The following is a 25,834-nucleotide window of genomic DNA, read 5'->3' as shown; positions in this document are numbered from 1 at the left end:
ACGGGATGATGGAGGCGTGCCTACCGCGGAACGCCACCCGAACGCCGAGCCGAGCGCCCCGTCCCTGCCCGCCGGCCCCGCCGTGCCCGCCGGCTCCGCCGCGCCCCCTGCGGCTGCCGCGCCCGCCGAGCCCACTGCGCCCGCCGAGCCCGCCGCGCCCGCCGGGCCGACCGGGCCCGCCGGGGAGCGGCCCGGGCCGGACCCGTCCGTGATGCGCGAGCACTACCGGCACGCCGGGCTGGCCGAGGAGCAGCTCGCCGACGACCCCTACCAGCAGTTCACCCGCTGGTTCCAGGAGGCGGGCGAGGCGGGCGTGGCCGAGCCGAACGCGATGGTGCTCTCCACCGCCGACGCCCTGGGGGTGCCCTCCGCGCGCACCGTCCTGCTCAAGGGCTACGACCGGCGCGGCTTCGTGTTCTTCACCAACTACGGCTCCCGCAAGGGCACCGACCTGGCGGCCAACCCGAACGCCGCGCTGCTCTTCCCGTGGATCACGCTGGCCCGCCAGGTGATCGTCGCCGGCCGGGTGGAGAAGGTCGGCCGGGACGAGACCGCCGCCTACTTCCGCACCCGCCCGCACGGCTCCCAGCTCGGCGCCTGGGCCAGCGAGCAGTCCAGCCCGGTGGCCGACCGCGAGGTGCTCGAACAGCGCTACGCCGACCTCGCCGCCCGGTACCCGGAGGGCGAGGGCGTCCCCGTCCCGCCGTTCTGGGGCGGCTACCGGGTCGTCCCGCGCAGCGTGGAGTTCTGGCAGGGCCGGGAGAACCGCCTGCACGACCGGCTGCGCTACGTCGCCACCGCCGACGGCTGGCAGGTCGAGCGGCTCTTCCCCTGACGGGCGCCGGTTCCCCAGTTCGAGTCCCGCTAGCACGGGCGGTCGAACGGCGGTACCGCCGAACGGGCGAAAACCCGGCGGCTGACCCTCCCTCAACTGCCGTACTGGGTACGGTCGGCGGTGCCGATCGCGGGTTTTCGAGCGGGGGTTGCCGGTAACCGGCGGGGGCTATGCTGTGCATCGGTGTCAGGCCGCAGTGACTCACGACACTGTCTTCCGGCTGCGGCGATCCCCCGTCCGCACGCCTCAGTGAAGAAGGCAACGCCGATGACCACTGCCCTCGCCGAAGACCTGACCGAGCCCCGGGTCGCCCTGGAGCGCGCCGCCCTGGCCGACCTCGCCGCGCTGGACGCCGAGGACCTCACCGCCCAGATCGCCCGGGTGCTGCCGGACGCGGCGGCCCGCCAGGTGGCGGTGGCCGCGTTCCAGTCGTCGATCTGACCGTACGGGAACAGCCGGATCGGTTCCCCCGCGATGTCCGCCACCGTGCCGTTCAGCCAGTTCGTGCTGAAGGTCCACAGCCGCTGTGACCTGGCCTGCGACCACTGCTACGTGTATGAGCACGCCGACACGAGCTGGAGCCGCAAGGCCAGGGCGGTCTCGGACGAGGTGCTGGAGCGGACGGCCGGACGAATCGCGGAGCACGCCAGGACCCACCGGCTCCCCGCCGTGCACGTCGTGCTGCACGGCGGGGAGCCGCTGCTGGCCGGCCCGGACCGGCTGCGCCGGGCCGCCGGACTGCTGCGGGCCGCCCTGCCCGCCGGGTGCGCGCTGGACCTGCGGATCCACACCAACGGGGTGCTGCTGGACCGCCGGTTCTGCGAACTCTTCGCCGAGCAGGACATCAGGGTCGGGGTCTCGCTGGACGGCGACCGGCTCGCCAACGACCGGCACCGCCGCTTCGCGGACGGCCGCTCCAGCCACGCCAAGGTGCTGGCCGCGCTGGCCCTGCTGCGCGAACCGGAGTTCCGGCACCTGTACGCCGGGCTGCTGTGCACCGTCGACGTGGCCAACGACCCGGTCGCGGTGTACGAGGCGCTGGTCGCCGAACAGCCGCCGCGGATCGACTTCCTGCTGCCGCACGCCACCTGGGACCACCCGCCGGCCCGCCCCGAGGGCGCGGGGCCGACCCCCTACGCGGACTGGCTGCTGGCGGTCCACCGGCACTGGACCGAGCGGGGCCGCCCGGTGCCGGTGCGGATCTTCGACTCGGTGCACCGCACCCTGCGCGGCCGCTCCAGCCTCACCGAGTCGCTCGGGCTGGACCCGGCGGACCTGGTGGTCGTCGAGACCGACGGGACGCTGGAACAGGCCGACAGCCTCAAGACCGCCTACGACGGCGCGCCCGCCACCGGCTTCGACGTGTTCGCGCACAGCCTGGACGAGGTCGCCCGGCACCCGGGGATGCTGGAGCGGCAGTCCGGCCTGGCGGGCCTGGCGGCCCGGTGCCGGGCCTGCCCGGTGGTCCGCAGCTGCGGCGGCGGCCTCTACGCCCACCGATACCGGACCGGCGGCGGCTTCGACCAGCCGTCGGTGTACTGCGGGGACCTCTTGAAGCTCATCACCACCATCCGCGACCGGGTCTCGGCCCGGGCCGCCGCGCCCGCCGAGCAGCGGCAGCCGCTGACCGACCGGCACCTGGACGAACTGGCCCACGGGCTCGGCGGCGCGGACGCCGTCACCGCCCTCGGCCAGGCCCAACTGGAGCTCTCCCGAAGGCTGGTGACCGCTGCCGGGGCGCCCGGCAACAGCGCCGCCTGGCAGCTGCTGACCACCGTCGACCGCGCCGCGCCCGGCGCGCTCGACGCGGTGCTCGCCCACCCCTACACCCGGACCTGGGCGGGGCGCCACCTGGCCCGGGACGGGCACGGCGACCCGGGCGGGCCGGCCGAGCTGGCGGCCGCCGCCGCGGCCCGCGGGCGGATCGGGTTCGAACTGGTGCTGCCGGTCCGCGCGGGCTGGCTGCACCTGCCGACGCTCGGCCGGCTGCGGCTGGACGGCCGGACCGAGGCGGTGCTGCGCGGCGACGCCGACGGGCTGTCCTGCGCCGGGCACACCGTCCGCTGGGACCGGCCGGGCGACCACCTGTGGCAGCCCGTCCGCCGGGTCGCGCTGCCCGGCTGGACGCTCGCCCTGGAGGACACCGACCCGCGGCGCGACAGCCACCAGTGGCCCGCCGCCGACCGGCTCTCCGACGCCGAACTGCTCGACTGGACGGGCGCGTTGGGTGAAGCCTGGGAGCTGCTCGGCCGCGACCTGCCCGGTTACGCGGCCGGCATCGCGGCCGGCCTGGGCACCGTCACCCCGCTCGCCCCCGGCCCGGACGGGCGCGACGTCAGCGCCGCCGCCCGGCAGGCGTACGGGGCGGTCGGGATCGCCCGGCCGACCACCGCCCCGGTGCTGGCGCTGCTGCTCGCCCACGAGTTCCAGCACGTCAAGCTCGGCGCGGTGCTCGACCTGTACGACCTGCACGACCAGGCCGACGACCGGCTCTACCACGCCCCCTGGCGGCCCGACCCGCGCCCGCTGGAGGGCCTGCTGCAGGGCACCTACGCGCACCTCGCGGTCGTCGCGTACTGGGCGGGCCGGGTGCGGGCCCACGACGGGCTGCGGGGCGACGACGCCGCCGCCCGGCTCCAGCTGGCCACCTGGCGGGCGCACACCGCCGACGCGATCGGGACGCTGGAGCGCTCCGGCTCGCTCACCCCGCTCGGGCTGCGCTTCGCCGCCGGGATGCGCGCCGCGCTGGCCCCCGCCCTGGAGGTGCCGGTCGGCGCCGCCGCCGAGCGGGCCGCCCGGCAGGCCGCCGCCGCGGACCCGGCCGCCCGACGGGCCGCCGCGGGGCGGCGGTGACCGGTACCGCGCTGCTCCGGACCGGACCGGGGCGCACCCGGCCGGAACCGGGCGCGCCCCGGTCGGTCGGGCAGCTGGCCGGCCAGCTGCGCGAGCTGGGCGTCCGGGAGGGCGGGACGCTGCTGGTGCAGTCCTCGCTGCGGGCGGTCGGGCCGGTGGCGGGGGGCGCGCCCGGGGTGGTGCGGGCGCTCCTCGCGGCGCTGGGGGCGCGCGGCACGCTGGTCGTCTACACCGCTACGCCCGAGAACTCCCGCACCTCCCCGTACTACCGGGACCGGACCGCCGGCCTGACCGGCGCCGAACTGGCCGACTACCACGACCGGATGCCCGCCTGGCACCCCCGCACCCCCGCCTCGCCGACCGTGGGCCGGCTCGCCGAGGTGGTCCGGCAGTGGCCCGGCGCGCTGCGCAGCCCGCACCCGCAGACCTCGTTCGCCGCGCTCGGCCCCGCCGCCGGGGAGCTCACCGCGGTGCACCCGCTGGACTGCCACCTCGGCGACGAGTCGCCGGTCGGCCGGATGTACCGCGCCGGGGCCCAGCACCTGATGCTGGGCGCGCCGATGCGCCACTGCACCCCCCTGCACCTGCTGGAGTACTGGCAGCCGGACCGGCCGCAGCAGCTCTACACCTGCGTCCGGCGCACCGACGGCGCCGCGCGCGCGGTCGAGGAGTTCACCGCCACCCGGCTGGACGACGGGCACTTCGAGGAGATGGGCGCGATGCTGCTCCGGGAGCTGGCGGAGCTGCGGCAGGGCCCGGTCGGCGCCGCCCCGAGCGTCCTGCTGCCGATCCGGGAGGCGGTCGACCTCGCCGCCAACTGGTATTCGAACAGGCGAAGTTGAGACCGGATCAGATCAAGGCCCTATTCCATTCGGACCGCCGGTCTTCCTACACTTGAGACCCTTTCGGGGGACAGTGACAGGCGGGCTCGGGGGAGGCGCGTGTGAGCAGCGGTGCGGGCCAGCGCAAGGACGCGCCCAGGCCGTACTTCTTCCTCAGCTACGCGCACACCCCGCGGATCAACTCGCGCGGCGCCGCCGACCCCAACCTCTGGGTGGCCAAGCTCCACCAGGACCTGTGCGAGGCGATCCTCCAGATCACCGACGCACCGTCCGGCCACCCGGTCGGGTTCATGGACCGCTCCATGCACCAGGGGCAGAAGTGGGCCGAGCGGCTGTCGCGGGAGCTGGCCACCTGCCGGGTGTTCGTGCCGCTGTACTCGCCGCGCTACTTCAAGTCCGAGGCGTGCGGCCGGGAGTGGCACCTGTTCACCCGCCGCTCGGTCTACCAGCGGCGGCCCACCGCGGAGCGGATGACCGGCATCGTCCCGGCGCTGTGGGTCTCGATGGAGCACTACCAGCTGCCCCGGGTGGCCGGGGAACTCCAGTTCAACCACGACAGCTTCGGCGCCGAGTACGCCACCGAGGGCCTGTACGCGCTGATGAAGATCGCCGCGTTCAGCTCGCAGTACCACACCGCGGTGTGGCGGCTGGCCCGGCGGATCGTCGACGTCGCCGAGCAGACCGTCATCCCGGCCGGGCAGGTGCTCGACTTCGAGTCCCAGCCGTCCGCCTTCGACCCGCCCGACAGCGCCGACCAGGTCCGGATCTCGGTGTTCTCCTACCGGGAGCGCGAACTGCCGCCGCAGCGCAGCCCGCTCTGCTACGGCGAGCAGCGCGCCGACTGGCAGCCCTACCGCCCGGACTCCTCCCGGCCGCTGGCCCAGGACGCCGCCGACATCGCCCGCGGGATGGGGTTCCAGCCCACCGTGCGGGAGTTCGAGGAGGAGGCCGAGCACCTGCTGACCGGCGAACGGCCGGCCGCCCCCTGCGTCCTGCTGGTCGACCGGTGGGCGTTCTTGGACGGGCGGCGCTCCGAGGCGGTGCGCCGGGTGGACCGGCGCAACCACGGCTCGGTGGCCGTCATCGAGCCGTGGAACCGCGGGGACCAGCAGAACCTCGACCACGAGCGGATGCTCGACGAACTCGGCGACAGCGTGCTGACCGTCAGCCGCCGCTCCCGGCGGCGGCCCACCCTGCGCGAGGAGGCCGTGGTCGGCACGCCCGGCAGCATCGAGGAGTTCCGCGGCGAGATGGAGCGCGCCGTGATGCGCGCCTGCACCGCCCACGAGCAGCAGCGGTACCAGAGCCGCCCGGAGGACGGCCCGGCCGAGCGCAGACCCGGCATCGGGCCCTGAGCCGGGCCCGCGACGGCAGCAGGACACCGGGCGGTCGGGACTCCGACCGGTGAGCACGGCGTGCGGTACCACGACGGGCACCAAGGGCCCGGGGGAGGGAACGTCATGACCGAGAGGCCGACGAGGGGCCCGCAGCACCAGTCGCCCCGCCGCGACACCACCGAGGACCGGCGGGGCCGGATCGTCACCTTCTACTCCTACAAGGGCGGCACCGGCCGCACCATGGCGCTGGCCAACGCCGCCTGGATCCTGGCCGCCAACGGCCGCCGGGTGCTGGTCGTCGACTGGGACCTGGAGGCCCCCGGACTCGCCCAGTTCTTCCGGCCCTTCCTCAACCCCGAGGTGGTCGCCGCCACCACCGGCATCATGGACCTGTTCGGCGACTACCTGGAGGAGGCCCGCCGCCCGGTCGACCGGGACCCGGACTGGATCGAGGACTTCGCCCGGATCCACCCGCACGCCCTCTCGCTGGCCTGGCCGCACTTCCCCGGCACCGGCCGGATCGACCTCGTCCCCGCCGGGCAGCAGAACCGCGACTACTCCGTCGCCCGCCTCGACTGGGACCTGCTCTACGAGCGCTACGAGGGCCGCCGCTTCATCCAGTCGCTGCGCGCCGACATGAAGCGCCGCTACGACTACGTGCTGATCGACAGCCGCACCGGCCTCACCGACACCGCCGACATCTGCACCGTCGAGATGCCCGACGACCTGGTGGTCTGCTTCACCCTCAGCGACCAGTCGATCGACGGCGCCTCCCGGGTCGCCCGGGTGATCGAGGACCGCTACGGCGACCGCGGCATCCGCATCCTGCCCGTCCCGATGCGGATCGACGAGGGCGAGAAGGAGAAGGCCGACGCCGGCCGGGCGCTGGCCCGGGTCAAGTTCGCCGGCCTGCCCGCCGACCGCGGCGAGGCCGACCTGGCCCGCTACTGGGCCGGGGTGGAGATCCCCTACCGGCCGTTCTACGCCTACGAGGAGATCCTCGCCCCGTTCGGCGACCAGACCGGGCTGCCCGGCTCGATGCTCGCCGCCAACGAGCGCCTCACCAAGGAGATCACCCGCGGCGAGGTGCTCGGACTGCCGCCGATGCCCGAGGACCTGCGGCTGCGCTTCCTCGACGGCTTCGCCCGCCGCCGCCCCACCGCCCCCGCCGACCTGTACCTCAGCTACGTCCCCGAGGACCGGGCCTGGGCGGACTGGATCTCCGCGCTGCTCGCCGACGCCGGCTACCGGGTCGTCCCGCGCGACGTCGGCGCCGGGGCCAACCCGCGCGAGGCCACCGGCCGCGGCATCGACTCCGCGTACCGCACCGTCGCCCTGCTCTCCGCCTCCTACCTGCAGTCCCCGCAGGCCCAGGCGCTGTGGGACCGCACCGTGCTGGCCGACCCGGCCGGCGCCCGCCGCCAACTGATCCCGGTCCGCGTCTCCGACGTCCGGCTCAACGCGCCCTACAACAACCGCAACCCGGTCGACCTGATCGGCCGCGACGAGGCCGCCGCCGCCACCGCGCTGCTGCGGGCGCTCGGCCGCACCGAGGCCGAGCTGCCCGAGCGCAGCCCCGGCGCGCCGCGCTTCCCCGGCACCAAGCCCACCTACTGGGAGGTGCCGCAGCGCAACCACTCCTTCACCGGCCGGGTCAAGGTCCTCGACGACCTGCGGGCCCAACTCGCCGGCGGCACCACGGCGGTGCTGCCCCCGCCGCAGACCCTGTACGGCCTCGGCGGCGTCGGCAAGACCCAGGTGGCGCTGGAGTACGCCCACCGGTACATGTCGCACTACGACCTGGTGTGGTGGATCGACGCCGAGCAGAGCGAGAACGTCGTCTCCGACCTCGCCGACCTCGCCGGGCGGCTCGGACTGCGGGTCGGCGACAACGTCAGCGAGGCCGCCCAGGCCACCCGCGACGCGCTCCGGCAGGGCATCCCGACCCCCAACTGGCTGCTGATCTTCGACAACGCGGACGAGCCCGCCGAGATCCGCCGGTTCTTCCCCGACGGCCCCGGCCACATCCTGGTCACCTCCCGCAACCAGGGCTGGTCCGGGCAGGCCGGCGTGCTCAACGTCGACGTCTTCGACCGCACCGAGTCCGTCGACCACCTCACCCGCCGGGTCCGCGGCCTGGCCCGCGCCGACGCCGACCGGGTCGCCGAGGCGGTCGGCGACCTGCCGCTGGCCGTCGAGGTCGCCGCCGCCTGGCTGGAGACCACCCGCACCCCCGTGGAGACCTACGTCAACCAGCTCAAGGCCGAGGCCACCAAGGTCCTCGCGGCCGGCGAGACCCCGGTCGACTACCCCACCCCCGTCGGCCTCACCTGGAACGTCTCCATCGCCCGGCTGCGCGAGCAGTCCCCCGCCGCGGTCCGGCTGCTCGAACTGTGCGCGTTCTTCGCGCCCGAGCCGATCTCGCTGCGGCAGTTCTTCTTCTCCGAGCAGATGCGGCTCGCCCTCCACCCGTACGACGAGGAACTCACCGACACCTTCCTGCTCGGCAAGGTGCTGCGCGCCGTCAGCCGCTACGCGCTGGCCAAGACCGACGCCGGCTCCGACTCCTTCCAGGTCCACCGGCTGGTCCAGGCCGTCGTCCGCAGCGGCATGAGCGAGAGCGAACGCAACCTCGCCATGCACCAGGTGCACCGCATCCTGGTCAACGCCCGGCCCCCGCGCGGCGACACCGACGACCCCGCCAACTGGCCGACCCTGGAGAAGATCTGGCCCCACCTCACCCCGTCCCGGGCCCAGGACTGCGACGAGCGCGAGGTGCGCGAACTGCTCATCGACCGGGTCCGCTACCTGTGGAAGCGCGTCGACCTCGACCAGGCCCTCCAGCTCGGCCACCAGCTCGACACCGCCTGGACCAGCCGCTCCGAGAACGAACCCGACCCGGTCGAGCAGAAGATCTGGCGCCGGCAGATCCTCAGCCTGCGCCTGCAGATCGCCAACGTGCTGCGCTCCCAGGGCTCCTACGGCGAGTCCCTGGCGCTCAACCAGGCCACCCTGCTCGGCCAGCGCGAACTGCTCGGCGAGCACCACCCGTACACCCTGATGACCGCCAACTCGATGGCCGCCGACCTGCGCTACCTCAACCGCTTCCAGGAGGCGCTCGCCCTCGACCAGGACACCTACGACCAGTTCGTCGAGCTCTTCGGCGAGGACGACCCGCGCACCCTCACCGTCGCCAACAACCTCGCCATCGACCACCGCCTGGTCGGCAACAGCCTCGCCGCCCGCGACCTCGACCAGGACACCGTCGAGCGCAACGCCGCCGTCCGCGGCCCGCACCACCCCTACACCCTGGGCACCAAGTCCAACCTGGCCCGCGACCTGCGCGAGATGGGCGACTACAAGGGCTCGGTGGAACTCCTGCGGGAGGTCACCGAGGCCTTCGCCGACCTCCAGCAGTCCGACCTGCCCGAGGAGCTGCGCAACGCCAAGTCGCTGGCCGTCTCGCTGCGCCGGGCCGGCCAGTACACCGAGGCCCGGGAACTCACCGAGCGGACCTACGAGCGCTACGTCGACCTGTTCGGCCCCGACTTCGCCGACGCCCTCGCCTGCCGGCTCAACCTCGCCGCCGACCACAGCGCCGCCGGCGACAAGGAGACCGCCCGCGACATCGCCACCGACGCCTACGAGGGCCACCGGCGGCTCTTCGGCGACCAGCACCCCTTCACCTTCGCCTGCGAGAACAACCTCGCCATCTACCTGCGCGGCTCCGGCGACATCGAGGGCGCCGTCACCCACGGCCGCACCGCGGCGGCGGGCCTGGCCCGGGTGCTGGGCGACGACCACCCGTTCGTCCTCAACGCCATGATCAACCTCGCCAACGCGCTCGGCGAGAACGGCGAGCACCGGGAGGCGGAGGCGCTCGGCCGCACCGCGTACGAGGGCCTGGTCAACCGCTACGGCGCCACCCACCCCGACGCCCTGGTCTGCCAGGCCAACCTCGCCATCACCCTGCGCGAGGCCGGCCGCCGCGGCGAGGCGGAGGCGCTGCGGATGCAGGCGGTCGCCGGGCTGGTCGAGCTCTTCGGCGAGGACCACCCGTCGGTGGTCGCGGCCCGCGGCTGGCAGCGCAGCAACCGCGACCTGGAGCCGCAGCCGCTGTGAGGACGGGCGGGGACGGGCGGGTGCGGGCGGGGACGGCCGGGTGCCGGTGGGGGCGCCCTACGCGTGGGCGGCCCAGCGGATCGCGTCGGTCATCTCCTTGAGCGCGCCGAAGTGGGCGGCGCCCGGTTCCAGGTAGAGCTGGGCGCCGGGGATGTGGTCGGCCAGCCAGGAGGAGTGGCCGACCGGGGAGAACCTGTCCTCGGCGCCGTGCCAGAGGCGGACCGGGGCGCGGATGCCCTCCACCGCGAAGCCCCAGTCGGCGATGAAGGCCAGCACGTCGTCGATCCAGCCGTCGGCGCCGTAGCGGAACGCCTGCCGGTAGGTCGAGTGCAGCATCCGGCGGATGCCGATGTCGGCGACCACGGTGCGGTCCGGCGGGGTCAGTTCGGGGACCAGGTTGCGGATCAGCTGGGCCGGGTCGCGGCGGATCACCCGGGAGCGGACCTGGAACTGGCCGGCGATCCGGGGCCGACCCAACTCGGCCTGCCGGTAGGCGTGCTCGTTGGACGGGGTCATGCCCTCGAACCAGTCGAGGCCGTCCGCGTGGCGCGGGGCGAGCGAGACCTGGGTGGCCGCCCGGCGCACCCGGTCGGGCAGCAGCGCGGCGCAGGCGAGCGCGTGCGGGCCGCCGCCGGAGCGGCCGACCACGGCGAAGCGGTCGAGGCCGAGCGCGTCGGCGATGACGGCCACGTCGGTCGCGGCGGCGGCCACCGCGCGCCCCGGCAGCCGGGTGGAGTCCCCGTAGCCGGGCCGGTCGAAGGAGATCAGCCGGACCCGCATCCGGGCCAGGACGGCGCTGCGCGGGGCCGGGCCGACCCGGCTGCCCGGGGTGCCGTGCAGCAGGAACACCGGCCGGCCGGACGGGTCTCCGGACGTCTCGACGGCGAGGACGCCACCGTCCGGGGTCTCGATCCTCCGTGTCGCCACGCGGCGGCCCTCCTGCTCAGCTGGGGATGTCGAGGCTGCGCACCTCGCGGCGCGCCTGCCAGGTGGTGTGCTCCCGGGAGATGGCGTCCTCGGCGTCCCGGGCGAGCCGGGCCCAGGTCTCCTCGGCGTCCGCCGCGTTCAGGTCGGCGGAGGCCAGCAGGGCCTCCACCTTGGAGAGCTCGGCCGCGGCCAGGGTGTAGGCGGCGGCCTGCGGACGGTACTGGCGCAGCTGGGCCCAGGCGGAGACCGAGGCGGCGACGGCCGAGATCGCGCCGAGCGCGTCGAAGCCGAACTGGCCGAGCGCGCGCAGCACGGCCAGCAGCAGGCCGAGCGCGGGCAGCACCACGGCGAGCCGGCCGACCCGGCGGGTGGCGTTGCGGCACTGGATCGCCTTGGCCTGGTACCACTGGCGCTGGCTCTGCACCCGCTCGCGCAGGTAGACCTCGCGGCGCACCGGCAGCGGCTGGTCGCGCAGCCGCTCCATGGTGTCGGTGATCTGCGGGTGGCGGGCCGGGGCGCGCCAGGTGCTCAGCTCCTCGGTGACCCCGGGGGAGACCAGTTCGGTGTCGAACTCGCCCAGGATGCCGGAGAGTTGGACGTCGTAGAGGCGCTCGGCGTCGGGCAGCTTGCGCGGCGGCGGCTGGTAGGAGTCGGCGCGCACCGCGTACTTCCACACCAGCGTCTTCACCGACTCGGCGACCGCCCGGCCGTCGTACCAGAGCCGCTGCGGGTTCTGCCGGGCGACGGTGAGGGCGATGAACAGCGCGCCCAGGTAGGCGAGGGCGGCGGCCCAGGCCCAGACCGGGCCGTCGGCGGAGCCGGCGAAGGCGGCGCCGACCAGCAGGAGCAGTTCCCAGCGGGAGAGCGCCACCGCCCGGGCCTGCCCCTGCAGGGACGCGCCGTCGGCGGCCCAGAAGACGCCCGGGAGCAGCTCCCGCTCCCGCACGAAGCCGATCGAACGCCCCGCACCAGCCGCCATCCCCGCCCCCCGCAGCGCAGTCCCACCGGTCTCGGGAGTCCTTCCCCGTGCCGGTTGAACTTACGCGAGCGGCAACGGAGTTGGCCGAATGGGACAGGTCCGCGAACGGGGCGGCGGGGACGGCCGGGCAGCGGGGCGGGCCGGGCGGCGGGGCGGGGCGGCGGGCAGGGCAGGACGGCGGGGCGGGGCGGGCCGCCCCGCCGGGTCACCAGGCGTAGAAGATCCGGTCCGCGTTGTCGGCGATCACCTTATTGTTCCACTCGGTGCCGCCGTCCACGTTGCCGGAGCGGAACAGCGGCGGGGTGATGCCCCGGTCGGCGAGCTTGGCGATCGCGGCGGCCGTGACCGACTGCATCAGGGCGCTGGTGGTGATGGTGGACACCGAGCCGAACGGGGCGCCCGCGCCGGGGTGGTCGAGTTCGCCGTCGCCGATCCCGATCTTGCTGTCCAGCACCACGTCGCAGTTGTCCTTGAGGTAGGTGCCGGACGGGTGGTTGGAGGTGACCGCGCCGGGATAGGCCAGCGAGGTCACGCCGATCACCTTCAGGCCGCGGTCGCGGGCGTGCCGGGCCAGCTCGACCGGCATCACCTGGCGGCCGGAGAGCGAGATCACGAACAGCAGGTCGCCGCTGCGGGCCGGGGTGAGGTCGAGCGTGGTGGTGGCGAGCCCGGAGACCCGTTCCAGGGCGCTGCCCAGGTGCGCGGGCATCACGTTGACGCCGGTCATCCCGGGCACGTTGAGCAGGTTCATCACGACCAGGCCGCCGGCCCGGTAGACCACGTCCTGGGCGGCCAGCGAGGAGTGCCCGGCGCCGTAGGTGAAGATCCGCCTGCCGTGCTCGACGGCCTCGGCCAGCAGCTCCGCGGCGGCCTCGACGTTCTCCCCCTCCTCGGCGCGGATCCGCTCCAGGTGGGCCACGGCGGCGTCCAGGTACCGGCCGACCAGTTCGCTCATCTCTGCTCCGTCCGAACTCGGTGGTGGCCCAGTGGTGTGGACCACACTGTGGAGAAAGCTACGGCGTGCACGGTGGCCCGTGCCGGACCCGGCTGTCAACCAGCGCCGGAAAGGGGACGGGCATAGCGGGCGGCCGCAGCCGGTTGTCATTCCCATGCGTCAGAATTGGCGGTGAGGACACCGAAGAACGGAGCCAGGCGCGATGTCAGGGCTGATCGACACCACTGAGATGTACCTCCGCACCATCCTGGAGCTGGAGGAGGAAGGCATCACCCCGATGCGCGCCCGGATCGCCGAGCGGCTGGAGCAGTCCGGCCCGACGGTGAGCCAGACGGTGGGCCGGATGGAGCGGGACGGGCTGCTCCAGGTCGCCGAGGACCGTCACCTCGAACTGACCGGCGAGGGCCGCAAGTTGGCCGTCCGGGTGATGCGCAAGCACCGGATCGCCGAGTGCCTGCTGGTCGACGTGATCGGCCTGGAGTGGGAGCAGGTCCACGAGGAGGCCTGCCGCTGGGAGCACGTGATGAGCGAGACGGTCGAGCGCAAGGTGCTCGCCATGCTCGGCCACCCGACCCAGTCCCCGTACGGCAACCCGATCCCGGGCCTGGACGAGCTCGGCGACACCAAGGCCGAGGGCGAGGGCTACGACGCCGGGCTGATGACGCTGGAGACGGTCGCCGTCGCGGACGGCGCGGACGGCGCCGACGTGGTGGTCCGCCGGATCGGCGAGCCGATCCAGACCGACGGCGAGCTGATGCGCACCCTGCGCCGGGCGGGCGTCCGCCCGGGGGCGACGGTGCGGGTCGCCCCGGCCTCCGGCGGCGTGCTGGTCGGCACCGGCGAGAGCGCGGCCGAGCTGGGCAGGGAGATCGCCGCGCACGTGTTCGTGGTCCAGGCGTAGGGCGTAGGGCGTAGGGCGCAGGCAAAAGACGAGAAGACGAGAGGGCCGGGCGCACGGCGCGACGCGGGTCGCGGCACGGCGCACGGCGGCAGGGCCCGGTGTCCCCACACCGGGCCCTGCGCGTTCCCTCCCGTTCCCCTCCGGTCCCTCCCTGCTCCCCTCCGGTCCCCGCCCGTCGAGGGGTGGTCGTGCGCGGCTCCCCGGCCGCGCCCGGCCGTCCCCTCTCTCCCTCCCGCTGCCGCATCCGGCTTCCCCGTCCGAACGCCCTCCCGGCAGCCCCCCGCGCTCTCGGCCCGCCCGCTCCTTCCGCTCCGTCCGTTCCGTGCCGACGCTGAGGATGATCCCCTCGGCAACCGCGGCCAACCCTGGGGCGAGGTCACCCGATCGGTGGGCTTCCGCCGTTGACCTGCGGGTATGACGACCGGTTCCGGAAGATCGCGCTCCGGGCGGCCGCGACGGACGGACGGCGGGCCCGGCGGTGCACGAACGGCGGGCCCGGCCTCCGGATCGGGAGGCCGGGCCCGCCAGGGCCGCGCGGGGTGCCGCGCGGGCTGCCCCCCACCGGATCGGCCGGGGGCACGCTCGGGAGGTCAGCGCACCGCCGCCGCCGGGCGCTGCGCGGAGCGCGGGGCGCCGGCCTCGCGCCCGCAGGCGTACGCGAGCGGGCTGACCAGCTCCAGCGCGTCCGGCAGCCAGCGGTTCAGCGCGGACGGCGGCCGGGCCCACTGCGCGGACGCGTATCCGCCGACCCGGGACGGCGGGGCCACCACCCAGTCGCCCTCGCCGCGCGCCACCAGGTCGAGGCGGTCCGGGGACCAGCCGATCTGCCGGAGCATGTCCGGCAGCTTGCCGACCACCCCGGGCAGCACCAGGAAGTGCAGCCGCCGCCCGCTGCGCCCCGGCGCGGCCGGCACCGCCACCACCGGGCCCAGTTGTAGCCCCATCCGCTCCATCCGGGCCAGCGCCAGGCAGCCCGCCACCTCCGGCACGTCCAGCACGTCGAACGTCCGGCCGGTGGGCAGCAGGATCGAGGCCGACGGGTTCTCCGTCCACCACTTCCGGACCACCCCGGGCCCGGCGCTCGCCCGGCCCCGCCAGTCGTCGCCGACGGGGTGCGCGCCGGGGAGGGCGCAGCGCTCCTCGCCGCACGAGCAGCGGGCCGGGCCGTCGCCGTCGCCGTCGAGCAGCCAGGCGCCCGGCGCGACCTCCCAGTGCCGGTCCTCGGCGTAGCGGACGGCTTCGATCAGCAGCGGCGGCAGGTTCGGTTCGGGGGCTCCCGGGGTGTTGTCCACGTGCAGCACAACTACCGTCCGTGAGTGCGGGTTACGGCCCGGGGCCGAACGCTTCGAACGGGGCGCGCCCTGTCACCCGGGACGGTGATCCTGGTCGGAAACCCTCGGCCGGACCGGGGCGGTAACGGGCGCAGTGGGGGCGCACAGGGGCATTCACCCGGGCGCGTGGGGAGCGGGTACGTCACCGTGGGTATTCCGCATGGTGTTGCACAGTCGTCGCCCTCCGGTCGGGTCCGGACGGCGTTGGGGAGGCGGAAAAATCCCATGGCCGCGAGACCACTCGTCGCACGAGAGCCGAACGAGCGTCTGCAGCAGCTGATCCAGGAGGCGGGCTGCTCCAACGCGGGCCTGGCCCGCCGGGTCAACCTCTGCGGCGCGGAACACGGACTGGACCTTCGCTACGACAAGACCTCCGTCGCCCGCTGGCTGCGCGGGCAACAACCGCGCGGGCAGGCGCCCGCGGTGATCGCCGAGGCGCTGGGCCGCAAGCTCGGCCGCGGCGTGACCGTGGACGAGATCGGCATGGCCGACGGCAAGAGCCTCAGCTCCGCCGTCGGCCTCCAGTTCGCGCCCAGCCTGGGCGCCGCGCTGGAGCAGATCTGCGAGCTGTGGCGCAGCGACGTCGGCAAGCGGGACTTCCTGGCCGGGACGACCGTCGCCGCCTCCGCCCTGGTCGAGCCCAGCCGGGACTGGCTGATCACCCCGCCGGACCCGGTGGTCGCCCGCACCGGCGGCACCCGGGTCGGCCTTGCCGACGTCGCGGCGATCCGGGCCACCACCCAGATGCTGGTCGACCTCGACCACCGCTTCGGCAGCGGCCACGTCCGCCCGGTCGTGGTGCACTACCTCAACAGCGTGGTCTCCGGCTTCCTCGGCGGCTCCTACCGGGACGAGACGGGCCGTCAACTCTTCGGCGCGGTCGCCCGGCTGACCGAACTGGCCGGCTACATGGCGGTCGACACCGGCCAGCCCGGCCTCGCCCAGCGGTACTACATCCAGGCGCTGCGCCTCGCCCAGGCCGCCGACGACCGCGGCTACGGCGGCTACGTGCTGGCCGCCTCGATGAGCCACCTCGCGGCGACCCTCGGCAACCCCCGGGAGATCGCCCAACTCGCCCGCGCCGCCCAGGAGGGCGCCCGCGCGGTGGCCACCCCGACCGCGATGGCGATGTTCTACGCCGCCGAGGCCCGCGGCCACGCCCTGCTGGGCGACGCGTACGCCTGCGAGAGCGTCGCCGCCAAGGCGCTGGCCGCGATGGAGCGGCGCAACCCCGCCGACGACCCCGACTGGATCGTGCACTTCGACGAGGCGTACCTGGCCGACGAGTTGGCGCACTGCCACCGGGACCTCCAGCAGGGCGAGCGGGCCGAGCACTACGCCCGCACCGCGCTCGAACTGCACCCCGCGCACCGGGTCCGCCGCCGCGCCGTCGACCTGGTCCTGCTCGCCACCGCCCAGCTCCAGCAGCGGGACCTGGAACGCGCCTGCGAGACCGGCACCGAGGCGGTCCGGCTGCTCAGCGGGCTGCGCTCCAACCGGGGCGTGGAGTACCTGGACGACTTCCGCACCCGGCTGGAGCCGTACCGCGGCCACCGGGCGGTGCGGGAGTTCCACGCCCGGATGGACGGGGAGGCCGCGTAGCGAGGCCCGCGCTCCGGGCCCGCCCCGGCGGGCCGCGGAACGTGAGGTGACGGCACAGACCAGCAGCCCACGTAGTCACCTGTGCCGGTGAACCGGTACCGTGGCCTCGCAGTTGTGGTCCGCCGTCAGCAATCCGGCGGGGCAACCGAAAGGCCCGGGATCCCGGTGCCGTGCACAGGTGAGGAATCGCGTTGAGCCAGCGCCGCTCGTACCCCAACTCCGGCGAGTTCAATCTGGACGACCTGTTCCGCCCGGAGCCCGCCGCAGACGGCCAGGGCAGTCCGGCGCAGGCCGCCGCGCAGCCCCCGTACGCCCAGCCGCAGCCGCCCGCACCCCCGCAGGCCCCCGTCCCGCAGCAGCAGTCCGCGCCGCCGCTGGGCCAGAGCGGCAGCCCCGAGTACTGGGGCGCGCCCGGGCAGCAGCCCCAGGCGGCCCCGCAGGCCCCGGCGGGCGACGAGGGCGCCACCCAGTACCTGCCGCCCTACCCGGCCGGCGGCCCGGCCGTCGGCGGCCCCCCGCCGGGCTACCCGCAGCAGCCGCAGCCGGGCCACTCCGACGCGACCTTCGGCGGCCAGGGCGCCCCGCAGCAGCAGGCGTACGCCCCGCAGCCCTCCTACGGCGGGAACGGCGGCTACGGCGCCCCGCAGCCGGCGTACGCCCCGCCGCAGCCCGCCGGGGACGGCGGCCGCCGCAAGCCGAACCCGAAGGTCCTGATCGGCGCGGGCGTGGCCGGCGTCGCGCTGGTCGCGGTGCTGGTCGGCGTGCTGGCCGGCGGCGGGGACGACAAGCCGAAGGACACCGCGAAGAGCGGGGCCCCGGCCGCCCAGAGCGCCGCCCCCAGCGCGAACGGCGGCGACGCCGGGGTCACCCCCGAGGCGAAGGCCCAGGCGCAGGCCATGTCGGACCTGCTCGGCACCGCCAGCTCCAGCCGCACCTCGGTGGTCAACGCGGTCGCCGCGGTCGGCAAGTGCCAGAACCTGCCGGACTCGCAGGCCGCGCTGACCGCGGCCGCGGGGCAGCGGCAGGACCTGCTCACCAAGCTCGGCGCCCTGAAGGTCGACAAGCTGACCGACGGCGCGAAGCTGGTCACCCAGCTCCAGCAGGCCTGGCAGGCGTCCGCCACCGCCGACTCCGAGTACGCGCAGTGGGCGGGCGACCTGACCGGCGGCTGCGACCCGGCCAAGGCCAAGGACAACGACCACCTCCGCAACGGCGACGCGGCGAGCGGCACCGCCACCACGGCGAAGAAGCAGGCCGCGGAGCTGTGGGGCACGATCGCCGCGAAGACCGGGCTGCCGAACAAGAGCGCCGGCGAGCTCTGAGCCCCCGGCGGGGCCGGACCACCGGGAAGGGCCGGAGCGGGGGAGTCCCCGGTCCGGCCCTCCCGCACGTCCCGCCCGGCGCGCTATGCCCGGCGCGTCCCGCCCGCGTGTCCCGCCCGGCGCGCTACGCCGGGGGCGTGTCGCCGGTGAGCACCCAGCGGACGTCGGTGAAGCCCTGGTGCTGCTCGGTCAGGCGGCCGTTCTGGACCCGCTGGAAGGTGACCGAGGTGTTCACCAGGCGGGGGGAGTCGGCGCTGGGCAGCATGTCGGCGACGCCCCAGCTGAGCGGCGGGGTGGCGCCGGCGGTGTCGATCGGTTCGCCGCTGTCGAGGACCACCTGGAGGGCCTTGGGGGTGAGCGGCTTCCCCGGGCCGATCCGGCCGGCGGCCTGGCGGAGCACCTCGTAGGCGACCCAGGTGGTCTGCACGCCGGGGTCGGAGACGTCGATGGTGGCGCCGTTGCCGTAGCCGCGGACGGTGGCGCGCAGGCCGTCCCAGACGGCGGAGGACTCGGCGGGGAACCAGCTGGTGGCGTACGCGCCGCGCAGCGGGCCGTTGTCGCCGCCGGTGGAGTCGACCACGGACTGCTGGAAGGAGCCGATGACGGAGGCGAGCTGGGTGTTCTTCGGGTTGGCGCGGCGGTACGGGTCGAGCAGGTTGGCGGTGGGCTCGGCGCCGAGCGCGGAGAGCAGGCAGTTGCCGGGCCGGTCGTCGCCGATGGCCCGGCGGGCCTCCTGCGAGTAGTCGTTGGACTTCTCGGGGGCCTTGATGTCGACCACCTTGATCCCGGCCCGTCCGACCGCGCCGCCGAGGTGGTTGACCAGGCCGTCGCCGGCCCGGGTGTCCGGGCGGATCAGCGCGATCTGCTTGCAGCCGGCCTCGACCAGCTGGCGTCCGCTGCCCGCGACCAGGGCGGGCAGGCCGCCGTTGACCGGGTAGGAGAGCGGGCTGCTGAACTCGGGGCCGGAGAGGCCGTAGCCGCCGAGGAACGGGATGCCGGCCTGTTCGAGGACCGGCATGAAGGTGCTGCCGTACTGGCTGGCGGAGCCGACCACGGCGACCGCGCGGGCCTCGACGGCCTGTTCGGCGCAGGCGGTGGCGCCGTCGGTGGTGTCGTGCTCGTTGCAGGTCAGGACGCGGACCCGGCGGCCGGCCAGGCCGCCGTGGTCGTTGAGTTCGCGGCCGACGGCCTCGGCGAGCGCGGTCATCCCGGGGCGGTCGGCGGCGCCGGTGTCGGCCGGGGCCCAGGTCATCACGGTGACGTCCTGGCCGGCGGCGTCGGCGGCGGCGGGTCCGCCGCAGGCGGAGGCGGCGAGCAGGGCGGGCAGCAGCGCGGCCGAGGCCGCGAGGGCGGCGGCGGAGCGGCGGCGTCCGCTGACGGCGGGTGGCGGCTGGGGGGTTCCGTTCCGCGTCATGGCGCTCTTTCCTCCCGGGGACGTGCTGCTGCGGGTGGTCCCGTGCTCCGTTGCGCAGGCTCGGCGGATCAAGGGTGGTGGCCACCGGGCACGCCGGGAGGGACGCGGCGTGAACGGACCGCCAACGCGGGAGTAACACGGAGCGCCCCCGCCCGGCGGCGCCCGTGGCGGGGGTGGCGCAGGCGCCGGCGGGGGCGGGTGTGGAGCCGGGCCCGGCCGGGAACGTACGATCGGCTCCCGTGTCCGACAGCATCGATTCTCCGCACCGGTCTGCCCGAAACACTTCTCGAACGGGCGGCCGCTCCAGCACGATGGGCGGCATGCCTCTGAGTGATCTGCCCTGGTGGCGCTGGCGGGCCCGGATCCGCTCGGCGCTGCACATGTTCTCCGACCCGGTCTTCCAGCGGGCGGCCTGGCTGGACGGCTCCGGCGGGCACGGCGGCGGGTACGGCGACGTCACCGACGCCGTGTACCGGCTGGTCGAGGACACCTGGCTGGACCGCTGGTCGGCGGAGAAGTACGTCGGCTCGATCTTCCGGGACTCCGCCGAGGCGGTCGCGGTGGACGGCGCGGTGCTGCGGGTGCTGCGGATCGTGCACCGGGTCGGCGCGGACGCCCCGGCCGCGGCCTACCTGGGCCACCCGGACTGGCCGGAGGCGGTGCGGGCGGCCCGCGAGGCGCACCACCGGCTGGCCGCCGGCGACGGCGAGGACCCGGACCTGCCGCCCCGCCCGCTGGCGGAGCTCCGGCGGCTGACCGCGCGCGGCTGACCGCCCGGCGCGCTGACGGCGGGCTGACCGGGCGGTCCCGGATGCCGGTCGGCGTTCCACGTGCCGGGGCGATCTGTGCCAGGCTGGGCCGTCACCCACCCGAGCCGAGAAACGGGGCCCCGCACGATGGAAGAGACCGCCCGCTCCCAGTACGTCCTGACGCTGTCCTGTCCCGACAAGCAGGGCATCGTGCACGCGGTCTCCAGCTACCTGTTCATGACGGGTTGCAACATCATCGACAGCCAGCAGTTCGGCGACGCGGGCACCGGCCTGTTCTTCATGCGGGTGCACTTCTCCGCCGAGCAGCCGGTGACCGCGGAGAAGCTCCGGGCGAGCTTCGCGGCGATCGGCGCCTCGTTCCGGATGGAGTGGCAGATCCACGCCTCCGCCGAGCGGATGCGGGTGCTGCTGATGGTCTCCAAGTTCGGGCACTGCCTGAACGACCTGCTGTTCCGCACCCGGATCGGCGCGCTGCCGGTGGAGATCGCCGGCGTGGTCTCCAACCACACCGACTTCCGCGAGCTGACCGAGTCCTACGGCATCCCCTTCCACCACGTCCCGGTGACCGGGGACACCAAGGCGGCGGCCGAGCAGCGGCTGCTCGACCTGGTCGACGAGGAGCGGGTCGACCTGGTGGTGCTGGCCCGCTACATGCAGGTGCTCTCGGACGACCTGTGCAAGGCGCTGTCCGGACGGGTCATCAACATCCACCACTCCTTCCTGCCGAGCTTCAAGGGCGCCAAGCCCTACCACCAGGCGCACGCCCGGGGCGTGAAGCTGATCGGCGCGACCGCGCACTACGTCACCGCCGACCTGGACGAGGGCCCGATCATCGAGCAGGAGGTCGCCCGGGTCACCCACGACGTCACCCCCGAGCAACTGGTGGCGCTCGGCCGGGACGTCGAGTGCCAGGCGCTGGCCCGCGCCGTGAAGTGGCACAGCGAGCGCCGGGTGCTGCTGAACGGCACCCGCACGGTGGTGTTCGCCTGACCGGGGGCCGCGCCTGACGCCCACTCGGCTTCCCGCTCGCCCCCACCCGCTCCCGTCCGCTCCCGTCCGCCGCGGACAGCTCCCGTCCGCCCCGGTCGACTCCGGTCCGCCCCGGCCCGCTTCCGTCCGCCCCCGCGCGCCCGTCGGCGTTCGAGTGCCGTTGGACATTTGTAGGAAGGGTGGTTCGCACGTGGCGCCCCCCGTGTCGGAGCGCCGTCGGCGGTACGGTCGGGCATGCCCGTGCGGGCGGTGCCGCCGTCCGGTCGTGCGAAGCCCGGCAGGATGAGCGGGACAGTATGCACCGAGCCGTCCCCCGAACGCTGGAATATGCCCGAAGCTCTTGCTGCGACCCGGTCGCGGAATCATTCTGGGGCGTATTCGTGTCGATGCCATGGGCAGTCCTGGTCGGTGACCTCCGCTCCGAGCGGCCGACCGGAGCGGCGGGATCAAGCGGGCCGAATACCTAGTGCGGGTGGTGGAACGGTGCAGGTACTCCAGGTACAGCTGGCGGTCCAGGCGGACCCGGCGGAGGTGTCGCGGGCCCGGCGGTGGGTCCGCGACCGGCTGCGGGCGGGCGGGATCGACCAGGACTCCACGGTGGCCGAGACCCTGGTGCTGGTGGTCTCCGAGCTGGTCACCAACGCGGTGGTGCACACCGGCCGCCCGGCGGTGCTCAGACTGCTGCTGCCGGCCGGCCCGGCCGCCGGGCCGGCCACCGTCCGGGTGGAGGTCGCCGACGCCAGCCGCACCGCCCCCGCGCCCCGGCACGCCGGTCCCGACCAGGACGCCACCAACGGGCGAGGCCTGGAGCTGGTCGAACTGCTCTGCGAGCGCTGGGGCTGGTACCCGGACGGTTCCGGGAAGCGGGTGTGGTGCGAGATCGGCGGCCCGGACGCGGCGGGCTGCCCGCTGGCCGTCCAGCCGGCCGCCCCGGTGGCCTCGGCGCGCTGAACCGGGCGGCGGGGCGCGGCGGTCGGGCGGGTCGGTCGGGCGGTCGGAGGGTGCGCCGGGCACCCGCCGGGACGGCCCCCGCGCGCCGGTCGCGCGCGGCCCGCGCCCCGCACAATCCCGTCTGAATTTCGGACAACCCATTGACGTGACGTATCCGACTGATCACTCTTGGGTGCGGCGCCCGTTGCGAGGGGACGCCGAGGGAGACCGGGCGGTGCCGACACTCAGGGGGTCGTTGGCCGTCCCCGTCCGGAACCTCGGCGAGATCGGGCCGCCCGGGCGTCACGGCTTCAGGGCCCGGACGCCGACCGGACGGCGGACCGCCGTGCCGTGCTCGGGGTGCGCACGGCGGGCCGTCGTACGGTCATGCGGCGGGCGGACGCCGCATCGTGACCGGAAATCGCTGGAAACCGGCGGTGGTCTACACCAAAACTGTGGGATGTGACCGCACCCGAACTGCACACCGCTCCCACCCCGCAGGTCAGCGCAGTGAGACCGCCCGCCATCTGGTCGGGCAACTTCCGCCTCTACTTCACCGCCCGCTCGGCCGGACTGCTCAGCGACGCGATGCTCCCGGTCGCCGTCTCGGCCGGCCTGATCGCCGCCCACCACTCGACCTCCACGGTCGGCTTCGCGATGGCCTTCCTGCTCGGCCCGTTCGCCGGACTGGTGCTGTTCGGCGGGGTGCTCGCCGACCGGTTCACCGCCCGACGGCTGATGATCTTCGCCGACCTGCTCAACCTCACCACCCGGATCCTGCTCGCGGTGCTCTTCTTCCGCGGCTTCGACCAGCTCTGGCAGCTCTACCTGCTGCTCGCGCTGGCCGGCACCGCCGCCGCGATGTTCCAGCCCGGCGCCGCCTCCACCGTCCCGCTGGTCTCCACCGACGTGCAGGGCGCCAACGGCGTGCTGCGGATCTCCGAGGCGCTCACCACCCTGGTCGGCCCGCCGCTGGCCGGCCTGCTGGCCGCCGCCTCCACCGGCTGGGTGATGGTGATCGCCGCCGTGACGTACGCGGTCAGCGCCTCCTGCCTGCTCGCCCTGCGGCTGGGCCCCGTCCCGGCCCCGCCGCCCGGCGACAGCCTGTGGCGCAACCTGGTGGGCGGCTGGCACGAGTTCTGGTCCCGCAGCTGGATGTGGGGCGTCATCCTGATCTGGATGGTCTTCACCGTGCTCTCCTGGGGCCCGCTCGGCCCGGTGGTGGCCGGCCAGATCATCGAGCGCGAGGGCGGCACCGTCTACGGCCTGATCAACGGCATGTTCGGCGCGGGCACCGTGATCGGCGGCCTGCTGGCGATCCGGGTCAAGCCGGTCCGCCCGCTCGCGGCCGGCGCGGTCGCCCTGTTCGCCTTCGCCGCCCAGCAGTTCGCGTTCGCGGCCGGCCTGCCCTGGCCGCTGCTCGGCACCGCCCAGCTGGTCTCCGGCATCGGCATCAGCTTCTGGGGCGTCATGTGGGCCACCAGCGTGCAGACCCAGGTCCCCGGCGAGGTGCTCAACCGGATCCACGCGTACGAGGTGGCGGGCTCCGTCTGCATGTTCCCGCTCGGCTCCGCGCTGGCCGGCCCGGCCGTCAACGCCCTCGGCGCGACCCGGGTGTACCTGATCGGCGGCGTCGTCACCCTGGCCGTCGCCTCGACGCTGCTGCTCAGCCCGCCGATCCGCGACCTGCGCCGGGTCCCCGACGGCGGGGCGGTGGCCGGCGGGCACTGAACCGCCCCCGGCTGTCAGGAATTCGGGCATTCGTGGCAGCCGGACCCGTCGTCGCGGCGGGGCCGGACCGGGAGACTCGGACGCGTGAAGGAACTGGAACCCAGCACCGACCCGGCCGCCGAACCGGACGCGGCCCCCGCCCCCGCCGCGGGCCCCGAACCGTCCCGCCGCACCCCCCGCGTCCACTACGGCTGGATCGTGGTCGCCGTCTCGCTGGTCGTGCTGATCGGCTCGGCCGGGTTCCGCTCCACGCCCAGCCTGATGATGGACGCCCTGCACGACGAGTTCGGCTGGTCCCGCGCCACCATCTCCAGCGCGGTCTCCGTCAACCTCGCCCTCTACGGCCTCACCGCGCCGTTCGCCGCCGCCCTGATGGACCGCTTCGGCGTCCGCCTGGTGGTGGTCTGCGCACTGCTCACCATCGCCACCGGCGCCGGCCTCACCATGCTGATGACCCGCCCCTGGCAGCTGGTCCTGTGCTGGGGCGTGCTGGTCGGGCTCGGCAGCGGCTCGATGGCCGGGGCCTTCGCCACCACCGTCTCCGGACGCTGGTTCGAGGCCCGGCAGGGCCTGGTCACCGGCGTCCTCACCGCCGCCGGCGCGGCCGGGAACCTGGTCTTCATGCCGCTGCTCGCCGCGCTCGTCGAGCACCAGGGCTGGCGCACCGCGGTCGTGGTGGTCTCGCTGTGCGCCACCGCGGTGGCCGTCCCCGTGCTGCTGCTGATGCGCGAACGGCCCTCGGACGTCGGCCAGTTGCCCTACGGTGCGACGACCGCCCCGCCGCCCCCGGCCGTCGACGGCTCGGCGGTCGCCCGCTCGCTGCGGGTGCTGCGGCTGGCCGCCCGCGCCCGGGCGTTCTGGCTGCTCGCCGGGTCGTTCGCGATCTGCGGCGCCACTACCGTCGGCCTGGTCGGCACCCACTTCATCCCGGCCGCCCACGACCACGGCATGCCCGTCACCACCGGCGCCTCGCTGCTCGCCCTGATCGGCGTCTTCGACATCGCCGGGACGGTCGCCAGCGGCTGGTTCACCGACCGCTTCGACTCCACCCGGCTGCTGATCACCTACTACGCGCTGCGCGGGCTCTCGCTGGCCTTCCTGCCCGCCCTGTTCGGGCAGAGCCTGCGCCCGCCGATCCTGGCCTTCGTGGTCTTCTACGGCCTCGACTGGGTCGCCACCGTCCCGCCCACCGTCGCCCTCTGCCGCCGCCACTTCGGCGCGGACGCCCCGATCGTCTTCGGCTGGGTGCTGGCCGCCCACCAGGTCGGCGCCGCGGTCGTCGCGGGCCTGGCCGGGCTCGCCCGGGACGGCTTCGGCGACTACGACGGCACCTGGTACGCGGCGGGCGGCCTGTGCGCGGTGGCGGTCGGCTGCTGCCTCGCGCTGCGGGGCCCCGGCCGGGCCGCCGCCGCGGGTGCCTAGGCTGGCCGCATGAGCCTGCGATTCGTCCTGGACCCCGAACCGACGTCCGCGCTGCGGGAGGAGATCACCGCGCTGTGGACGGAGGTCTCCAATGCCGGCGGCGCGGTGGGCTTCGTGCCCCCGGTCGAGGCCGCGCAGGTCCGCCCGGTCGCGGAGCGGCAGTTCGGGGCGCTGGACGCGGACCGGCTGCTGGTCGGGTACGAGCCGGGCGGCCGGGTCGCGGCGGTGCTGTTCCTCGCGGACATGCGCTTCGAGCTGATGGACCACTGGCGGATGCTGAAGCGGGTCATGGTGCACCCGGAGTTCCAGGGGCGCGGCTACGGCGCGCAGCTGCTGGCGGAGGCGGAGCGGGTGGCCCGGGGGTGGGGCCTGGCCGGGCTGCGGCTGACCCTGCGCGGCGGGCACGGGCTGGAGGAGTTCTACGGGCGCGGCGGATACGTCGAGGTGGGCCGGGTGCCGGGGGCGATCCGGGTCGCCCCGGGCGACGACCGGGACGACGTGACGATGTGGCTCGACCTGCGCACCTGAACGGTGTGAGGTCGTGCTTCACTGGGAGGGCCATGACTCCCGC

The 25,834-nt window shown here is 74.9% G+C and carries 20 protein-coding genes; 15 read left to right on the top strand and 5 right to left on the bottom strand.

Annotated elements, in window-relative coordinates; translation table 11 throughout:
* The first annotated feature begins 16 nt into the window (after nt 1-16).
* The 6 genes from pdxH to fxsT all read left to right on the top strand — a co-directional run bounded on the left by pdxH (nt 17) and on the right by fxsT (nt 9,989).
* The gene (gene pdxH, locus K353_RS18755; RefSeq protein ID WP_370447621.1) at nt 17-835 is read left to right on the top strand and encodes a pyridoxamine 5'-phosphate oxidase; all 819 of its coding nucleotides are present in this window, start codon (nt 17-19) and stop codon (nt 833-835) included.
* Nucleotides 836-1,102: 267 nt separating this feature from the next.
* Nucleotides 1,103-1,276, top strand: coding sequence for an FxSxx-COOH cyclophane-containing RiPP peptide (fxsA, locus tag K353_RS18750; RefSeq protein WP_100836767.1), 174 nt, complete (start codon nt 1,103-1,105; stop codon nt 1,274-1,276).
* 33 nt (nt 1,277-1,309) lie between these two features.
* Nucleotides 1,310-3,688: an FxsB family cyclophane-forming radical SAM/SPASM peptide maturase gene (locus K353_RS18745; RefSeq protein ID WP_111554759.1), complete on the top strand. Its 2,379-nt coding sequence runs from the start codon at nt 1,310-1,312 to the stop codon at nt 3,686-3,688.
* Complete coding sequence (locus tag K353_RS18740; RefSeq protein ID WP_233533676.1) at nt 3,685-4,530, top strand: aminoglycoside N(3)-acetyltransferase; 846 nt, start codon at nt 3,685-3,687, stop codon at nt 4,528-4,530. Before K353_RS18745 ends, K353_RS18740 begins: the two co-directional genes overlap by 4 nt.
* Nucleotides 4,531-4,631: 101 nt before the next feature.
* The gene (locus tag K353_RS18735) at nt 4,632-5,885 is read left to right on the top strand and encodes a TIR-like protein FxsC (protein WP_111554758.1); all 1,254 of its coding nucleotides are present in this window, start codon (nt 4,632-4,634) and stop codon (nt 5,883-5,885) included.
* Between the two features lie 105 nt (nt 5,886-5,990).
* Nucleotides 5,991-9,989, top strand: a complete 3,999-nt coding sequence (fxsT, locus tag K353_RS18730; RefSeq protein WP_233533675.1) for an FxSxx-COOH system tetratricopeptide repeat protein — start codon at nt 5,991-5,993, stop codon at nt 9,987-9,989.
* Nucleotides 9,990-10,046: 57 nt separating this feature from the next.
* On the opposite strand, the gene K353_RS18705 is transcribed toward fxsT, so the two are convergent.
* The 3 genes from K353_RS18705 to K353_RS18695 all read right to left on the bottom strand — a co-directional run bounded on the left by K353_RS18705 (nt 10,047) and on the right by K353_RS18695 (nt 12,850).
* The gene (locus tag K353_RS18705; RefSeq protein ID WP_233533674.1) at nt 10,047-10,916 is read right to left on the bottom strand and encodes an alpha/beta fold hydrolase; all 870 of its coding nucleotides are present in this window, start codon (nt 10,914-10,916) and stop codon (nt 10,047-10,049) included.
* Nucleotides 10,917-10,932: 16 nt separating this feature from the next.
* On the bottom strand, nt 10,933-11,895 hold the full coding sequence (locus K353_RS18700) for a DUF4231 domain-containing protein (protein WP_111554756.1): 963 nt from the start codon (nt 11,893-11,895) through the stop codon (nt 10,933-10,935).
* A 205-nt stretch (nt 11,896-12,100) separates the two neighbouring features.
* Nucleotides 12,101-12,850 carry a sugar isomerase domain-containing protein gene (locus K353_RS18695; RefSeq protein WP_111554755.1) on the bottom strand — a complete coding sequence of 250 codons (750 nt, stop codon included), beginning with the start codon at nt 12,848-12,850 and terminating at the stop codon, nt 12,101-12,103.
* Nucleotides 12,851-13,052: 202 nt separating this feature from the next.
* Here K353_RS18695 and K353_RS18690 point away from each other — a divergent pair, with 202 nt between their 5' ends.
* Nucleotides 13,053-13,751, top strand: coding sequence for a metal-dependent transcriptional regulator (locus K353_RS18690; RefSeq protein WP_111554754.1), 699 nt, complete (start codon nt 13,053-13,055; stop codon nt 13,749-13,751).
* A gap of 590 nt (nt 13,752-14,341) precedes the next feature.
* On the opposite strand, the gene K353_RS18685 is transcribed toward K353_RS18690, so the two are convergent.
* Entirely contained in the window at nt 14,342-15,052 is a 711-nt protein-coding gene (locus K353_RS18685; protein ID WP_111554753.1) for a bifunctional DNA primase/polymerase, read from the bottom strand.
* 255 nt (nt 15,053-15,307) lie between these two features.
* On the opposite strand from K353_RS18685, the gene K353_RS18680 reads away from it, so the two are divergent.
* Nucleotides 15,308-16,684, top strand: a complete 1,377-nt coding sequence (locus K353_RS18680) for a transcriptional regulator (protein WP_111554752.1) — start codon at nt 15,308-15,310, stop codon at nt 16,682-16,684.
* 191 nt (nt 16,685-16,875) lie between these two features.
* On the top strand, nt 16,876-18,006 hold the full coding sequence (locus K353_RS18675) for a hypothetical protein (RefSeq protein ID WP_111554751.1): 1,131 nt from the start codon (nt 16,876-16,878) through the stop codon (nt 18,004-18,006).
* 124 nt (nt 18,007-18,130) lie between these two features.
* On the opposite strand, the gene K353_RS18670 is transcribed toward K353_RS18675, so the two are convergent.
* Nucleotides 18,131-19,420 (bottom strand): ABC transporter substrate-binding protein, encoded by a 1,290-nt coding sequence (locus K353_RS18670; RefSeq protein ID WP_111554750.1) that lies wholly within the window; start codon nt 19,418-19,420, stop codon nt 18,131-18,133.
* Nucleotides 19,421-19,740: 320 nt separating this feature from the next.
* On the opposite strand from K353_RS18670, the gene K353_RS18665 reads away from it, so the two are divergent.
* The 6 genes from K353_RS18665 (at nt 19,741) to K353_RS18640 (ending at nt 25,791) form a co-directional block, all read left to right on the top strand.
* Entirely contained in the window at nt 19,741-20,190 is a 450-nt protein-coding gene (locus tag K353_RS18665; RefSeq protein WP_233533673.1) for a hypothetical protein, read from the top strand.
* Nucleotides 20,191-20,316: 126 nt separating this feature from the next.
* The gene (gene purU / locus K353_RS18660; RefSeq protein ID WP_100836756.1) at nt 20,317-21,180 is read left to right on the top strand and encodes a formyltetrahydrofolate deformylase; all 864 of its coding nucleotides are present in this window, start codon (nt 20,317-20,319) and stop codon (nt 21,178-21,180) included.
* Between the two features lie 483 nt (nt 21,181-21,663).
* The gene (locus K353_RS18655) at nt 21,664-22,131 is read left to right on the top strand and encodes an anti-sigma regulatory factor (RefSeq protein ID WP_111554748.1); all 468 of its coding nucleotides are present in this window, start codon (nt 21,664-21,666) and stop codon (nt 22,129-22,131) included.
* A gap of 441 nt (nt 22,132-22,572) precedes the next feature.
* Complete coding sequence (locus K353_RS18650) at nt 22,573-23,841, top strand: MFS transporter (protein ID WP_233533672.1); 1,269 nt, start codon at nt 22,573-22,575, stop codon at nt 23,839-23,841.
* 93 nt (nt 23,842-23,934) lie between these two features.
* A complete protein-coding gene (locus K353_RS18645; RefSeq protein WP_111554851.1) occupies nt 23,935-25,263 on the top strand; it encodes an MFS transporter in 1,329 nt (442 codons plus the stop codon).
* Between the two features lie 9 nt (nt 25,264-25,272).
* Nucleotides 25,273-25,791, top strand: a complete 519-nt coding sequence (locus tag K353_RS18640; protein WP_111554746.1) for a GNAT family N-acetyltransferase — start codon at nt 25,273-25,275, stop codon at nt 25,789-25,791.
* Nucleotides 25,792-25,834 lie beyond the last annotated feature (43 nt).

It is taken from the genome of Kitasatospora sp. SolWspMP-SS2h (genome assembly GCF_003259315.1).
Taxonomy (GTDB): domain Bacteria; phylum Actinomycetota; class Actinomycetes; order Streptomycetales; family Streptomycetaceae; genus Kitasatospora; species Kitasatospora fiedleri.
This window is presented reverse-complemented; position numbering and strand designations above follow the sequence as displayed.